Source organism: Carnimonas nigrificans ATCC BAA-78, assembly GCF_000526695.1.
GTDB classification, from domain to species: Bacteria; Pseudomonadota; Gammaproteobacteria; order Pseudomonadales; family Halomonadaceae; genus Carnimonas; species Carnimonas nigrificans.
The window spans coordinates 109,358-123,877 of the sequence record NZ_JAGO01000016.1 but is presented as its reverse complement, the minus strand read 5'-3'; the positions used below and the strand labels follow the sequence as shown (position 1 = coordinate 123,877).

At 57.7% G+C, this 14,520-nt stretch carries 14 protein-coding genes; 6 read left to right on the top strand and 8 right to left on the bottom strand.

The features are described 5' to 3' along the window. Positions 1-115: 115 nt before the first annotated feature. From ybeY to L881_RS13805, 4 genes are all read right to left on the bottom strand, one after another. Entirely contained in the window at positions 116-598 is a 483-nt protein-coding gene (gene ybeY, locus L881_RS0111400) for an rRNA maturation RNase YbeY (protein WP_025733823.1), read from the bottom strand. Next, entirely contained in the window at positions 595-1,590 is a 996-nt protein-coding gene (locus L881_RS0111395; RefSeq protein ID WP_025733822.1) for a PhoH family protein, read from the bottom strand. The genes ybeY and L881_RS0111395 overlap by 4 nt, the downstream gene beginning before the upstream one ends. Before the next feature lie 181 nt (positions 1,591-1,771). After that, positions 1,772-3,130, bottom strand: coding sequence for a tRNA (N6-isopentenyl adenosine(37)-C2)-methylthiotransferase MiaB (gene miaB, locus L881_RS0111390; RefSeq protein ID WP_025733821.1), 1,359 nt, complete (start codon positions 3,128-3,130; stop codon positions 1,772-1,774). Between the two features lie 47 nt (positions 3,131-3,177). Next, entirely contained in the window at positions 3,178-3,348 is a 171-nt protein-coding gene (locus L881_RS13805) for a hypothetical protein (protein WP_156926556.1), read from the bottom strand. Positions 3,349-3,626: 278 nt separating this feature from the next. On the opposite strand from L881_RS13805, the gene L881_RS0111380 reads away from it, so the two are divergent. The 6 genes from L881_RS0111380 to L881_RS0111355 all read left to right on the top strand — a co-directional run bounded on the left by L881_RS0111380 (position 3,627) and on the right by L881_RS0111355 (position 9,241). Further along, entirely contained in the window at positions 3,627-3,959 is a 333-nt protein-coding gene (locus L881_RS0111380) for a DUF1820 family protein (protein WP_025733820.1), read from the top strand. Between the two features lie 322 nt (positions 3,960-4,281). Then, positions 4,282-4,950, top strand: a complete 669-nt coding sequence (locus L881_RS0111375; protein ID WP_025733819.1) for a TIGR04211 family SH3 domain-containing protein — start codon at positions 4,282-4,284, stop codon at positions 4,948-4,950. A 406-nt stretch (positions 4,951-5,356) separates the two neighbouring features. Continuing rightward, positions 5,357-6,850 carry an aspartate ammonia-lyase gene (aspA, locus tag L881_RS0111370; RefSeq protein ID WP_025733818.1) on the top strand — a complete coding sequence of 498 codons (1,494 nt, stop codon included), beginning with the start codon at positions 5,357-5,359 and terminating at the stop codon, positions 6,848-6,850. A gap of 166 nt (positions 6,851-7,016) precedes the next feature. Further along, positions 7,017-8,144: an asparaginase gene (locus L881_RS0111365; protein ID WP_211238920.1), complete on the top strand. Its 1,128-nt coding sequence runs from the start codon at positions 7,017-7,019 to the stop codon at positions 8,142-8,144. A gap of 91 nt (positions 8,145-8,235) precedes the next feature. Further along, a complete protein-coding gene (rpe, locus tag L881_RS0111360) occupies positions 8,236-8,943 on the top strand; it encodes a ribulose-phosphate 3-epimerase (RefSeq protein WP_025733816.1) in 708 nt (235 codons plus the stop codon). Next, on the top strand, positions 8,936-9,241 hold the full coding sequence (locus tag L881_RS0111355) for a GIY-YIG nuclease family protein (RefSeq protein ID WP_025733815.1): 306 nt from the start codon (positions 8,936-8,938) through the stop codon (positions 9,239-9,241). Before rpe ends, L881_RS0111355 begins: the two co-directional genes overlap by 8 nt. A 47-nt stretch (positions 9,242-9,288) precedes the next feature. On the opposite strand, the gene gpgF is transcribed toward L881_RS0111355, so the two are convergent. The 4 genes from gpgF to L881_RS0111335 all read right to left on the bottom strand — a co-directional run bounded on the left by gpgF (position 9,289) and on the right by L881_RS0111335 (position 14,462). Next, positions 9,289-10,326 carry a glucosaminyl phosphatidylglycerol flippase gene (gene gpgF / locus L881_RS0111350; RefSeq protein WP_025733814.1) on the bottom strand — a complete coding sequence of 346 codons (1,038 nt, stop codon included), beginning with the start codon at positions 10,324-10,326 and terminating at the stop codon, positions 9,289-9,291. Between the two features lie 72 nt (positions 10,327-10,398). Continuing rightward, positions 10,399-11,169 carry an N-acetylglucosaminyl phosphatidylglycerol deacetylase gene (gpgD, locus tag L881_RS0111345; protein ID WP_025733813.1) on the bottom strand — a complete coding sequence of 257 codons (771 nt, stop codon included), beginning with the start codon at positions 11,167-11,169 and terminating at the stop codon, positions 10,399-10,401. After that, a complete protein-coding gene (gene gpgS, locus L881_RS0111340) occupies positions 11,166-12,299 on the bottom strand; it encodes an N-acetylglucosaminyl phosphatidylglycerol synthase (protein ID WP_025733812.1) in 1,134 nt (377 codons plus the stop codon). The genes gpgD and gpgS overlap by 4 nt, the downstream gene beginning before the upstream one ends. Before the next feature lie 210 nt (positions 12,300-12,509). Beyond that, on the bottom strand, positions 12,510-14,462 hold the full coding sequence (locus tag L881_RS0111335) for an exoribonuclease II (RefSeq protein ID WP_025733811.1): 1,953 nt from the start codon (positions 14,460-14,462) through the stop codon (positions 12,510-12,512). Positions 14,463-14,520 lie beyond the last annotated feature (58 nt).

The window sequence follows — 14,520 nt, the reverse complement described above, 5'->3', positions numbered from 1 at the left end:
GACGGCGGTCTCTTGTCCTCTTTATTGATAATGGGGCGTTGTCTGGGGTTGGCTATCAAGCGGAATACGGTGTCTGTACCGTGCCTGACGCAGCGCATGGCGCCTTGTCAGGAGATCAGGGCGTATCCAGCGCGTAAGGGTCAGGAATATCGAGCTGGGCCAGTAGCTGGCGCTCAAGGGCTTCCATCTCCTCCGCTTCATCGTCTTCAATATGGTCATAGCCCATTAAATGCAAGGTGCCATGCACCACCATATGGGCGAAGTGGTTAATCAAAGGCTTGTGCTGCTCGTCGGCTTCGCGCGCCACTACATGGGGGCTGATCACCAGATCACCCAGCAATGGCAGCGGAACACCCTGGGGCGCTTCGAAGGGGAAGGAGAGCACGTTGGTTGATGAATCCTTGCCACGATAGGTGTGATTCAGCGTGCGGCTCTCCTCCTCTGTCACGAAGCGCACCGTCATCTCGGTGCGCTCATCGTCGGGGTGGGCTGCCAGTACGACGCTAAACCACTGCTCAAGTGCGCAAGGATCGGGCAGCGGTGAAAAATCCACCGCTACCTGTACATCGACCTCGCCGATAGGGGAAAGCTGGCTCACGATTCGGCTTCACTCTCGCTTTCAAAACGGTCGTAGGCGTCGATGATGCGCTGCACCAGCGGATGGCGCACCACATCCTTTGACAGGAAACGCGTAATGCTGATGCCGGCGACATTATCCAGTACACCCAGTACGTGGGTCAGCCCTGATTTCGAGCCGCGCGGCAAGTCAATCTGGGTGATATCACCGGTAATAACGGCGGTTGAGCCGAAACCAATGCGGGTCAGGAACATTTTCATCTGTTCGCGCGTGGTGTTCTGGCTCTCATCAAGAATGATGAAGGCGTTATTGAGGGTACGTCCACGCATATAGGCCAGCGGCGCGATCTCAATCACCTGCCGCTCGATCAGTTTATTGACCTGTTCGAAGCCGATCGTCTCATAAAGAGCGTCGTAAAGCGGGCGCAGGTAAGGGTCGATCTTCTGCGCTAGATCGCCCGGCAGAAAGCCCAGTTTTTCACCGGCTTCCACTGCAGGGCGCACCAGCAGAATACGCTGCACCTGCTGCTGGTTGAGCGCTTCGACCGCCGCGGCGACAGCCAGATAGGTCTTGCCGGTGCCGGCAGGACCTACACCAAAGTTGATGTCGTGCTGGCGCACCGCACGCACGTAGTCCTGCTGGTTGAGACCACGCGGCTTGATCATCAGTTTGGGGGTACGAAGGATGACATCACCACGCTGATGCTCCTCAATATCCTCAGCGCTCTCCATACCGGATTCACGGATGAACAGATGCACGGTATCAGGGGTAAGGTCGCCCCCTTCGGTCTCGTGATAAAGCTGCTCGAGAATATTGGCAGCCGATTTTACCTGCTTGTTGGGGCCTGCCAGCTGGAAGGTATTGCCGCGATTACGAATGGTTACCGCGAGGCCTTCTTCGACCAGCTTCAGGTTTTCATCCTGCTGACCACTTAGCGTGGCAAGGCGCATGGGGTCGTTGGGTTCAAGAGAAAGCTGCAAAACACGATGGTTGGTAGCGGTATCCTGACTCAAGGGTTGGTGTCTCCAAATGAAGGAAAACGGAGTATTCGGCGCACTGCATTCGCAACAACGAACGGCGATGGTCGGTACAGGAAGAGTGTACACGTGCGGCTGTATGACTGCACAACCACACGTCTATTGAGAAAAGTGTAGACCCATATCACCGTAGTGGCATGAATGCGACAGGAGAGCGTTAGTAGCGCTCGCCCGACATCAGTTCGCCACGTAATGAATTGGCATACGCTTCGGTAATTTCAACATCAACGAAGTAGCCGATCAGTTCAATGGGATTGGCCGCCTTGAAGTTGACCACCCGATTATTCTCGGTACGGCCCGATAACTCGCTGGGGTCCTTGGGTGAGAATCCGGTAACCAGAATGCGCTCGGTATTGCCGACCATCCGCCGTGAAATCTGCTGTGACTGCTGGTTAATGGTTTTCTGCAACCGCGCCAGCCGCGCTTTCTTGACCTCTTCGGAGGTGTCGTCGGGCAGTGTCGCAGCAGGGGTGCCGGGACGTTTCGAGTAGATGAAGCTGAACGATTGGTCGAAACCGATCCGCTCAATCAGGTCCATGGTCTGCTCGAAGTCTTCCTCGGTTTCACCCGGGAAGCCGATAATGAAGTCGGAAGAGAAGCTGATATCGGGACGTAGCGCGCGAATGCGCTCCAGCTTCTCGATATACATGTCGCGCTCATGACCACGCTTCATGGCTTTCAGAATACGGTTGGAGCCTGACTGTACCGGCAGGTGCAGATGGCTGACCAGCTCCGGCACTTCAGCATAAGCCTGAATCAGGCTGTCGCTGAATTCGACCGGGTGCGAGGTGGTGAAGCGAATGCGGTCAATGCCATCAATACCGGCTATCGTCGCGATCAGCTCGGCCAGATCCACCTCGTCACCGAACTCATCCAGGCCACGGTAGGCGTTGACGTTCTGCCCAAGCAGGTTGATTTCGCGCACGCCCTGACCGGCCAGGTGAACGCACTCATCGACCACGCTTTCAAAGGGGCGCGAAATCTCCTCGCCGCGGGTGTAGGGCACCACACAGAAAGAGCAGTACTTCGAGCAGCCTTCCATCACTGAAACGAACGCGCTGGCACCTTCGCTCTTCGGCGCGGGCAAACGGTCGAATTTCTCGATTTCAGGAAAGGTGACATCGACCACCTGAATGCCACCGCTGCCGGCAATGGGCGTGCTGCGGCTTTCAATCATGTCGGGCACGCGATGCAGGGTTTGAGGGCCAAACACCAGATCCACATGAGGCGCACGCTTTTGAATGGCACTGCCTTCCTGACTCGCCACACAGCCACCCACTCCGATCACCAGATCAGGGTTTTTCTCCTTGAGCTTTTTCCAGCGCCCCAACTGGTGGAACACCTTCTCCTGCGCCTTCTCACGGATGGAGCAGGTGTTCAGCAGAATGACATCCGCCTCACTTTCGTCGTGAGTCAGTTCAAGCTTGTGTGATTCGCCAAGCAGATCTGCCATGCGTGCCGAGTCGTACTCGTTCATCTGGCAGCCGTGGGTTTTGATGAAGAGTTTTTTTGCCATGCCGTTTGCCAATAAGTGCCAAGCCAGAGCTATCTACGCTGGAGATATCAGCGGATAGACGGTGAAAAGGTGGCCGCAATTCGTTGCCAGGTCTTGTGCGCCAGCCACAGGGCAAGAAAGTTCTCGCTGCCCGGATGACCAGCAGTGCCTGCCTGCGCATTGATGCCAACGTTGCTGAAGCTGGTGGGCGTTGCGTCACTGAGGGAAATTCTCCACATGCGTGATGCGATCGCGCCAGGGGGCCATATTATACGGTCATTATGCCTGTGCGACCAAACCCTGCTCCATGTTACGCTGTGCGCCCTTTGTTGCGTCACTTATATTGCGGTGGCGCTCGGGCCGACATTGGTGCCGCCGCCGTGATTGCCGCAAAAGTGCGTTTTCAGTATGGCGGTGGTATCAGCAGAAGCAGGCATTAGGCAGCGAAAGGCGAGGTGCAGGCTCGTTCGGGTGTCGCGCACTCCTTGCCTTTGGCGTTAACCACGATGGAAAGAGCATGTCAGTAAAACCTGTTTATCGCGTTACTGTTCACCAGCAGGGCGAAGTGTGGGAGCTTTATGCACGCGAAATTTACCAAAGCGAGCTATGGGGCTTTTTGGAAGTAGAAGAATTTGTATTCAGTGATAACGCTAAACTCGTCATCGACACTTCCACCGATAAGCTCAGACGCACGTTTGAGGGAGTGAAGCGCAGCTATCTTCCCGTCAATATGATTGTGCGCATTGATGAAGTAGAGCGTGAGGGTGAAGCCAAAACCCTGAAAAGCGACGGCAAGATTGCCAGTTTTCCCCAACCGGCTCAGTGGCCGCGCAAGCCTTCGGACGATTGATCAACATCGCCTTCTACATGGGCATGCCTTGTGGCGGGTGAGATATTGACGTATTTGCCACTCTCGCTGCTGTAGGCGCTTGAAGGAATAGCAGCATGGGGCGCTTATGCCCGCGCAGAGCTGCATGTGCAGGCGGAAACAGTGAAAAATGGTGAGTGCGGCGTACCAGATGGCATGGGTTCTGGTCGGGCTGCGCTTCCGCTGTCTCAATGGGGTTGCCTGGTGCTCTCTGGCGAAGGACGTCTTGATAGGAACGCCGTTTTACGTGCTTCGGTGCCTGTTGTTTTATAATTGAATTCGTTTTTATTGATACTAAGTTTTTATGATGCCCATTTTTGATACCCCACGTACTTCGCGCGCCAGGTTCGCACTCTCTCGCTATGTCGCCGCCGTTATGTTGACCGCTACCGCAGCGGGGGTGGTCAGCGAGGCCAGCGCAGCGGAGGCCGATCGTTGGGTAACCGATGATCTTTCCACTTTTGTACGCAGCGGCCCCACTGACGGCTATCGTATCGTTGGCAGGGTAACCGCAGGGCAGCCTGTCACGGTACTTTCGACCCAAAACGACTATAGCCAGATTCGTACTGCCAGCGGTGATAGTGTATGGATTCCCAGCGATCAGCTGCAAGAGAATGAAGGTGCCAGCGCCCGAGCACCGCATCTTGAGCAGCAGGTGGCAGAGCTTTCACAGCGTCTTGAAGGCATCGACGATGAGTGGAAAAACAAGGTGCAGTCGATGCAGCAGAATATCGACGGCCAGAAGAACTATATTGCGGAGCTGGAAGCAACCCGCAGCCGTCTGAATGAGCAGCTTGAAAACGCCCAGGCAGATGAGCGCGATGCCAAAGCGCAGGTGGGTAACGAGCGTCAGCAGGTATTGATGCGCTACTTCGCGTATGGCGGCAGTGTGGGAGGCATCGGCCTGCTGCTGGGGCTGGTGCTGCCGAACATGATACCCAAGCGCAAAAAGCGCAAGAGCAACTGGTTCTAGGCCAGCACTCTCTCTTCTGGCGGGAAGAGGGGCTATTCTCCTCTTGACCTTGCCGGTCAAAGCGTCTGCCGTTGGGTAGGCGCTTTTTTTGTGGCTGAACATAGTCTGAACACATTTCTTGCGCGGGCAACCCATGGAAGGATTAACCGCCGCGCTGCGCATTGTTTTCTGTGGGCCTTCGCGTGGGCAGGTAGATGAGAGAGGTCGCAGCGGGCGGGGCGTAGCGCCGTGCAGTGATGACGACGAACTCGCTGGAACGACTCGCTGCATGTGGCGATGCCGGTTGTGCATAACGTAACCCAATCCTGCATTAGGCATGGCTGTCAGCCCGGCGTTACCCTCGCTGGTGACTCATTTATGACCGCTTTTAGCAGCGGTTATCCTTCCCAACAAGAAAGTGGATGCCATGGTAGACGTAAACGATCAATCCCAGCAGGAAATGACACGGCCCGGCGCAGAGGTGCTGGATGAAGGTGAACAGTTGGCTGCAAGGCCGGATGACTTTCGCCGAGAGCACGATTTGCTGGGGGAGCTGGATGTGCCCGCGGACGTCTATTACGGCATTCAAACGCTGCGTGCGATGCGCAACTTCAAGCTGTCGGGGGTAACGCTATCCCACCATCCGCGCTTTATTGTGGCGCTGGGCATGGTGAAGCTGGCAGCGGCTGAGGCCAATCATCAGTTGGGTGATCTGGATGATCGCCGCTACGAAGCCATTCGCTATGCGTGCGAGCAGTTGATTGAGGGGAATTATCACGATCAGTTTGTGGTGGACATGATTCAGGGGGGAGCAGGTACGTCCACCAACATGAACGCCAATGAAGTGATCGCCAATATCGGCCTTGAGTATCTGGGCCATGCCAAGGGTGAATACACACATCTCCACCCCAACAACCACGTCAACATGGCGCAGTCCACCAATGACGCTTACCCCACCGCCATCCGGCTAGGGATGCTGCTGGGCCAGCAAGGGCTGTGGGAGAGCCTGGAGCTGCTGAGCGATTCGTTTGCCGCTAAAGGCGAGGAGTTTGCCGGTGTGGTCAAAATGGGCCGCACCCAGCTACAGGATGCGGTGCCGATGACGCTGGGGCAGGAGTTCCACGCCTTTGCCACCACGCTGCGCGAAGACCTTGGACGGATGAAGCGCCAGGTGCCTGAACTGTTCGTTGAAGTGAATTTGGGCGGCACCGCTATCGGCACCGGCATCAACGCCTCCGACGGCTACCAGAAGCTGGCCGTTGAAGCGCTGGCACGCATCAGCCAACAGCCGGTAGTACCGGCAGCCGATCTGATTGAAGCGACCTGGGACATGGGCGCTTTCGTGCTGTTCTCTGGCTCGTTGAAGCGTCTGGCGGTGAAGCTGTCGAAAATCTGCAACGACCTGCGTCTGCTCTCAAGCGGCCCTCGCACCGGCATCAATGAGATCAATCTGCCAGCGCGCCAGCCGGGCAGTTCGATTATGCCCGGCAAGGTGAATCCGGTGATCCCCGAGGCGGTCAATCAGGTCGCGTTTGAAGTGGTCGGGAACGATACGGCGATCACCATGGCCGCCGAAGCGGGGCAGCTTCAGCTCAATGTCATGGAGCCTTTGATCGCCTACAAGATGTTCGATTCCGTGCGCTTATTAGGCCGCGCCATGGAGATGCTGCGCACCAGCTGCATTGATGGCATTACCGCCAATGTCGAGCACTGCCACCATCTGGTCGAAAATTCAGTGGGGCTGGTAACGGCGCTTAACCCTTATATCGGTTATGAAAATTCAACGCGCCTTGCCAAGCGTGCACTGCATGAAAGTCGCAGTGTGCTCGATCTGGTCAAAGAGGAGCAGTTGCTCGATGAAGCGCAGCTTAGCCGCATCATGAGTCCTGAAAACATGGTGAATCCGCACGCTAAAAGCTGAGGTGCCGCTGCTTCATCCGTGATGGGAACACCCGCATTCGGATAACGATGGCGATAAGCGCAACACAACGCCTGTCCGGTAGTTACGGATGGGCGTTTTTGATATTCCTCCACCGGCAGAGCGCTATCCTTGCGTGCTGAAATGCTTGCCAATCGCGGCGCTCGCCGTGACTTTGTGCGTTACACTACGCGCGCTTTTCAATAACGCTGTCGCGGTGTTGGGAAGGCGGCTATTTCTTTGTTTTCTTGTCACCACCTTCCGTTTTGAGGGCACGGCCTGGATGGTGGAGGCGACAGGAGGCGATGTTTATGACAAGGCAGTTCCCATGATTCATATTCTCTATACGGGCGGCACCATCGGGATGCAGCCGAGCGCCGATGGGCTAGTGCCCGCTTCGGGATTCGCAGCCTTGGCGCACACGGCACAGGCGCAGCGCAGCGATAGCGACAGGCTGCCTGACTGGCAACTGAAAGAGCTGGTGCCGCTGATTGATAGCGCCAACATGACCCAGCACCAGTGGCAGCGGTTGGCGCAGGAGTGTCGCGAGGCGCAGCAGCAGGGGGCGGCAGGGATCGTGATACTGCACGGCACCGATACGCTGGCGTATACCGCGGGTGCACTGGCCTTTCTGCTGGCAACGCTGAAGATTCCCGTGGTGATAACAGGTGCCATGCTGCCTGCGGGGGCACCCCGAAGTGACGCCTGGGAGAACTTCTTTGGTGCGCTCGCCGCTGTCGAGCAGATGGCCGAGCCAGCCGTTGAGGTGTTTTTCCATGGCAGGCGCATGCCGGGCTGGAACTGCTGCAAGGTGAAAAGTGCCGGTCGTCACGCCTTCCTGCCTGCTCGGGAAGAGGCGGTATCGCGTCGGGGCCGTGATCTGCCCGAACTGCCTGATGCTGGTTCAACACCGCAGGTCGCGACACTGACGCTGTTTCCCGGCATTCAGGTGGCCTGCGTCGAGCCGCTGCTGAATACGGTGGATGGCCTGGTTATTGAGTGCTACGGCAGTGGTACTGCGCCCAGCGAGGATGAAGCCCTGATGGCTGCCTTCGAGCGAGCAGCGGAGCGTGGTGCGCTGCTGCTGGCAATTTCACAATGTGCACAGGGCAACGTGGTGCTTGATACCTATGCGGCAGGCTCCCGGCTTGTCAGGGCAGGCGTTATCGGCGCTGGCAGGATGACTCGTGAGGCGGCGCTTGGAAAGCTCTACTGGTGCTGTGGCATTGATTGCAGTGTCGAAGAGCGTCGCTATTGGCTTGAACAGAACGTACTGGGCGAGCGCGGCAGCGCCTGATCCAGTAAACTGGCGGAAGTGTGGAGGCGCTGATGTCGATCAGCAGCTTCCTGCTTATTCAGCGATTCAACAACCCAACTCGGAGGCTCTGATGGCCGCATCTACTTCCTATCGTATTGCTCCTTCCATTCTGTCGGCCGATTTCGCACGGCTTGGAGATGAAGTCGAAGCGGTAATCAACAGTGGGGCTGATCTTATCCATTTCGATGTGATGGATAACCACTATGTTCCTAATCTGACCATCGGGCCTTCCGTGTGTGCGGCGCTTAAAAAGCACATGGAGCGCACAGGAGTTGAGCTGCCTATCGACGTGCATTTGATGGTCAGTCCGGTGGATGGTCTGATCGAAGCCTTTATCGACGCGGGGGCCAGCCATATCAGCTTTCATCCAGAAGCAACCAAGCACATCGACCGTTCTCTCCAGCTCATCAAGGAGAGCGGCCTGACGGCGGGGCTGGTCTTCAATCCTGCAACGCCGCTGCACTATCTTGACTACGTGCTCGATAAAATCGACATGATCTTGATTATGAGTGTTAACCCCGGCTTTGGCGGTCAGGCGTTTATTCCTGAGATGTTGAACAAGCTGAAGCAGACAAAGGAAATCGTGGAGCGCAGCGGCAGGAAGATTCATATCGAAGTGGATGGCGGGGTAAAACTCGATAACATCGCCGATATTGCAGCGGCAGGCGCCGATACCTTTGTGGCCGGTTCCGCTATCTTTGGTGCGCATTCAGACGCTGATGCCCACGGTTATGATACCATCATCGGTGAGCTTAAGGCCAAACTGGCGAATGTCTGAAGGCGTCGCCGCGACCGGTGAGTGGTGGTTATACGTGGTAGAAACCGCCGCCGGTCGGCTTTATACCGGTATCACTACTGATGTTGAGCGGCGTTTTGGCGAGCATTGCGCAGGCAAGCGTGGTGCTCGTGCGCTGCGTGGCAAGGGGCCGCTAACGCTGCGCTTTTCAACCCGGGTAGGAGATCGCTCAACGGCGCTTAAGCGTGAGTATGCGTTCAAGCAGCTTGCGCGGAGTGACAAGCTGGCGGTGGTGGAGGGGCGGCAGTGGCTGGAAGAGGTGCTGAGGGTGGGCAAGTAAGCTGTGCCCTCGCACCTGCATGCGGTGCGGCTGCCGTCTGACAGTAGCTAGCGCTGCTCTTCCAGCGGCCCTTCTTCTTCCGCCTGTTTGTTCTTGCCGAACTTGAATACGCGATGAATCAACGGCTTGCCTGCCAGCATCAAAAAGACCGGCGCGCCCGCGATCAAATAGAAGTAGTAGGTGACCGCGCGCCAGATCAGAATCGCGGCGGCAGCAACGTGCTGGCCCACCAGCGGTGACAGCATCGCCAGTGAACTCAGCTCGGCACCGCCAGCGCCACCGGGCAGCAGGGTGAGCTGCCCTGCGGCCATCGACAGCATTTGCACCAGAAAGGTCCAGCCCCAATCCAGCGGTTTGCCCAATCCCACCAGCGTGAAGTAGAGCACGCTGTAGCGCACGATCCAGTGCAGCACTCCAAAGAAGAATGCCGACAGCAGCAGATGGCGGGGCATCCGTAGGGTCTCTGCCAGCGCATCACGGAATACCAGCAATCGGCGAAGCAGGCGACGGCGGCGATCCTCACGCAATTTCAGTCGCTGCAATAGCCAGGCCACGCCGCGAATGACCTTGGTCTGGTAACGCCCCAGCAGCACCAGCAGCGTCAGCCCTGTCGCCATCAGGATCACCGGCATCCCCAGCATCCAGCCAAATTCCACATTGATGGCACGAATGGTGATATAGATCAGCATCGCGGTCATCGAGGTGAAAAAGAACAGCAGATCAATCATCTGATCGACGGCAAACACTGCGGTGGTCTGCGCAGGACGCATGCCGCGCTGCTTCATCAGCGCAATCAGCGTCAGCGGCCCACCGGCACCGCCCGGTGTGGCGCAGATCGCGAACTCGGTCGCCATCACCACGCCCATCGCTTCGCGGTGGGTCAGATGCCCCGAACGACCCGCCAGCAGTACCTTGAGCTTGGCGGCATTCAGGAACCAACAGACGAAGATCATCGCGATCATCAGTACCAGCATGCCGGGCGGGAAGTTTACAAGCTCATGCCAAAGCTGGCCGCCACCAAGTATCAGCGGAATGCTGATAACCAGCACTAACCCAGCGAGCAGCAGCCAAAGTGTGCGATGCATGCAGATCCTATTTGCGATTAAAAACGGTATAGCCAAAACATGGGGTGAAGGCGATGTTATTCGCGACCGTCATCATACCGTGCGTGCGCCTATGCACCGATCGAACCAGTCGCGTTTGGTTTCACTGCGATAGCCCTGATCGAGCAACTGCTCGATGCAGCGATGCCAGTAAGTGCGCGACGAATCAAACCGCATATCAATGGGGTGCAGACCCATGCGTATGGTAGGAAGGTGGCGGTACTGCCATTTCGAGACATCATTGACGACTTTCGACATGGCGCGACGCCAGGCAGCGCGAGCGCTCCATACCAGCGTCGGTACGCGGTGGGCGGTAAACGACGGCAGCTCATAGAAGTGGCCAGGGTCGCTGGTGTAACGAAACGGCAGGTGCTTCAACGCATTGCGTGTGCCTTCACCCATCAGCCAGGCGGGGGCAACGAACCCATCAAGCGGCCAGCCACGCTGTGCAAATAGCTCGATTCCGCGCTCCAGTCGCTCGCGCGCCTGCTGCTCGTCGATGGGGTAAAACTCGCCTTCATAGGTGTAGAGCCTGCGCATGTAATAGTCGCGCAGGGTTTTGGGCGCTGGAGCGTCGTCGCAATGATAGTAGCCATGCAGCACTAGCTCATCGCCCTTGGCAAGACGGCTCTCCAGCATATTGAGGAAGGCGGGGTCTTCAAATGTCGCGCTTTGGTGATGGAAGTCGGGCACCACCAGCCAGCTCATGCGCACATTGCCAAGCGCATCCATGCGCTCCACAAAGGGGCGGTAATCCTGCCAGGTTTGCGGGGCGATATCGTGGAGGGCCACGATAAATGATTGCTCGGAAGAGGGTGTGCTCATGAGCTGTAGACCTCTGGCATGGGCTGCACTTCGCTGATGCCCAGTGCATTACGGTATTGCTGCATCACGCTATCGACCACCGCCGACCAGTCGTGGCGGCGCTCAACTTCAAGGCGGGCCTGGCGGCCAAGTTCAGCGACATCGTGGGCAAAAAGATCACTGACGGCAGCCGCCATGTCGGTGGCATCATGGGGGCGGCTGAGCCTGCCGAATTGCTCGGTAACGTTTTCCTGTAGCGCACCCGCTCGTGCAACCACCACAGGCAGGCCGCTGGCCATCGCTTCCAGCACAATCAGCCCGAAGGTTTCGTTGGTGCCTGCGTGAAGCAGGGCATCGGCACTGGCGAAGTAGCGCGCCAGATCTTCCTGCGATACGAAGTGGTTGATGACCGACACATTGTCGGGCACTTGCGCTGGCATGTTGGAGCCGATCATCAGCAGATGATAGCCGCTGCCGAGATGGCGCATGGTGTCGAGCAGTACCGGCAGGTTCTTTTCATGCGAACCGCGTCCGGCAAAAATCAGCAGCCGGGTTTCAGAGGGCAGTTGCAGGGCTTCACGTATGCGCGGATCACGCTTGCTGGGGCAGTACAGCGTGGAATCCACCCCCAGTGGCTGCACATGCACATTCCGCACTCCCATATCGGAGAGGGTTTCTGCCATCACCCGGCTGGGGGCCAGTACGCGCTCAAAGCGGTTATAGAGGTTATTCACATAGCGCTGGAGCTTGCGCCGCGTGAAGTTGCCGAAACGGCTGCCGATCATCTCGGGCAGGTCGGAGTGGTAAAAACCAATGACTGGCACATCCAGCTTGCGCCCCGCGTCCAGACAGGCCCAGCCGGTCACATAGGGATCGGCTGCCTCGATGAGCGAAGGGCGCAGGTTCACCAGACGCTCGATCCACGGCCCACGGCGTAGCGGAAAGCGATAACCATTGCTGAAAGGCAGTGGCGCGGAGGGTACGCGAATAACGTCATCGGACGGTGAGGGGTCTGCACCTTCGGTAAGGGGGACCATCAGGGTGTGCCGCACGCCTTCCAGCTGTTTGAGCCGTTGGCGCTTGGCGTCCAGATAGGTACGCACACCGCCGCTGGACGGCGCGTAAAACATGGTCACATCGGCAATATGCACGTTGCCGCTACCTCCTGTGGGCACGCTCGGAATGCGTGCCGCGTCTTGTTGCCTCGACGCCACAGCGGGCGGCGAGTGCGGTATTCATATAACGGTGTCAATTTGACGGCAGCCAATTATATAGAGAGATTTAGCTGCCGTCAGATTGGCATTTCATGTGATACACGAAGGGCGCCTTCCCATGCAGGAAAGCGCCCTTGCTGGCTAACGCTACTCGGCGTTGGCAGGTCGTGCAATCAGTGAACGCGTATCTTCACGCGCTTCCACCAGTACCACCTTGACGCTATCGCCCAGACGGTAGCGCTGTTCGCCCTGAATGGCGATGGTGCCTTCCTTGTCGTCGATGGCCAGCGCGCTGCGATCAGAATGCAGGAAGGAGGCGGGAATGAACGCCGATGCACCGTTCTCCGTCAGGCGCACACGCATACCGCCGCGACGAATATCCACCACATCGCCAGCGAAGGATGTCGCTGCTTCCACCGCCGGTGTCAGGTAGCGAACATAGAGCCAATCCTTGACATCACGCTCAGCCATGCGATTCAGGCGGCGACGATCGGAGAGGTGTGCGGTCAGCGCATCGGTATCGTTCAAGGGGTGCTGGCGATCCAGCAGCAGAGCCTTGATTAAACGGTGGTTGACCATATCGCCATATTTGCGGATCGGCGATGTCCAGGTAGCGTAAGCTGCCAGACCCATGCCGAAATGGGGGCCAGGGGTCGTTTCCATCACCGTATAGCCCTGAAGACGACGCAGGCGCGCTTCAAACCACGGATCATCTTCGCGCTGATCGAGGCGCTGACGCAGTTCACGCCAGCCCGCAATATCAGTGAGCTGCTCACGGCTGGCTTCGATCTCGTGCTGGGCAAGAAACGCCAGTGCCTGATCGAGCTTCTCTTGCGCGACGCCGCGATGAATGTTGAAGATCCCGAGACCGACCTTGTCGCTCAGTAGCTGCGCGCAGGCAACGTTGGCGATAATCATCGACTCTTCGATCATGCGGTTGGCAATGCGGCGCGGCTCTACCTTGACGTTGAGCAGGTTGCCCGCTTCATCAAGTTCGAAGGCGTAGTCGGGCATATCCTTGAACACAATGGCATTTTCGACCCGCCATTGATGGCGCGCGCGGGTGAACTCTGCCAATAGCGAGAGCTGCTGCTCGCCGTTTTCGAAGGTTGGTTTCCACTCACCGATACCTTCAACCCAGTCAGAAACGTCGTCGTAGGCAAGCTGGGCGTGGGAGCGCACGGTAGCGGCGTAGAAGTCGTAATCGAGCAGTTCACCGGCGGCACTGATGTTGATGGTGCAGGCGAGCGCTGCACGATCTTCGCCTTCACGCAGCGAACAGAGATCGTCGGCCAGCTTCTCGGGCAGCATCGTGACATTCTGGCCGGGCAGATAGACCGTAAAGGCGCGCTGTCTGGCTTCATTATCAACGATATCGCCCTGTTCGACGTAGGCGGTGGGGTCTGCAATGGCAACCCGCAGCCGCCAGCCGCCTTCTTCACGCGCTTCGATATGCAGCGCATCATCCATGTCGCGGGTGGTGCGGCTATCAATGGTGAAGAACGGCAGCGCAGTGAGATCCTGGCGCTTCAGCCCTTCATCACGCAGCGCGACGGGGGCATCCTCGACCGGTGACGCATATTCGAGGTTATGGCGTGCCAGCGTTACTCGCCACGGCACACGCGGATCACCTGTCTGGCTAATCAGCTCTTCAACCTGTACCAGAAACGAGCGATCGTCGGGGCGCAGAGGGTGGCGTACCAGCGTGGCTACCACCCAGTCGCCATCCTTGAGATCGGCTTCGTTCAGGCTGCGCTTGGCACGCGCATTCAGCGTCAGATTGATCGAGGGGTGATCGGGAGCGACGCCCAGGCGTCCATCGCGCCGTTTGATACGGCCAATAAAACGCTCCAGCGAAGGCTCGACAAGCGTTTCGGGTTCGACGCTCTGTTTCTCCCCTTGGGTGTGCAGGGTCGCTTCGACCTTGTCACCGTGCACCACGCGTTTCATGGCGGGAGGCGGAATGAAGTAGGACTGACCGTCATCGGTTTCGAGAAAGCCGAAGCTTTTGTCGGTGCCTTTGATGGAGCCAGCCACTCGGGGTGTTTCTTCGTGCAGCTGCTGTTTGAGCTGAGCGAGAAGGGGATTATCAGAGAACATTGAATTCTGTCAGTTGGCGAGTCAAGCCACACATCATAAGGACTCCGACACGGTGGAT

What these genes read in the sequence shown, in the direction of transcription:
- miaB (WP_025733821.1), bottom strand. Translation starts at nt 3,130, where the DNA reads ATGGCAAAAAAACTCTTCATCAAAACCCACGGCTGCCAGATGAACGAG.
- L881_RS13805 (WP_156926556.1), bottom strand. Translation starts at nt 3,348, where the DNA reads ATGTGGAGAATTTCCCTCAGTGACGCAACGCCCACCAGCTTCAGCAAC.
- L881_RS0111380 (WP_025733820.1), top strand. Translation starts at nt 3,627, where the DNA reads ATGTCAGTAAAACCTGTTTATCGCGTTACTGTTCACCAGCAGGGCGAA.
- L881_RS0111375 (WP_025733819.1), top strand. Translation starts at nt 4,282, where the DNA reads ATGATGCCCATTTTTGATACCCCACGTACTTCGCGCGCCAGGTTCGCA.
- aspA (WP_025733818.1), top strand. Translation starts at nt 5,357, where the DNA reads ATGGTAGACGTAAACGATCAATCCCAGCAGGAAATGACACGGCCCGGC.
- rpe (WP_025733816.1), top strand. Translation starts at nt 8,236, where the DNA reads ATGGCCGCATCTACTTCCTATCGTATTGCTCCTTCCATTCTGTCGGCC.
- L881_RS0111355 (WP_025733815.1), top strand. Translation starts at nt 8,936, where the DNA reads ATGTCTGAAGGCGTCGCCGCGACCGGTGAGTGGTGGTTATACGTGGTA.
- gpgF (WP_025733814.1), bottom strand. Translation starts at nt 10,326, where the DNA reads ATGCATCGCACACTTTGGCTGCTGCTCGCTGGGTTAGTGCTGGTTATC.
- gpgD (WP_025733813.1), bottom strand. Translation starts at nt 11,169, where the DNA reads ATGAGCACACCCTCTTCCGAGCAATCATTTATCGTGGCCCTCCACGAT.
- L881_RS0111335 (WP_025733811.1), bottom strand. Translation starts at nt 14,462, where the DNA reads ATGTTCTCTGATAATCCCCTTCTCGCTCAGCTCAAACAGCAGCTGCAC.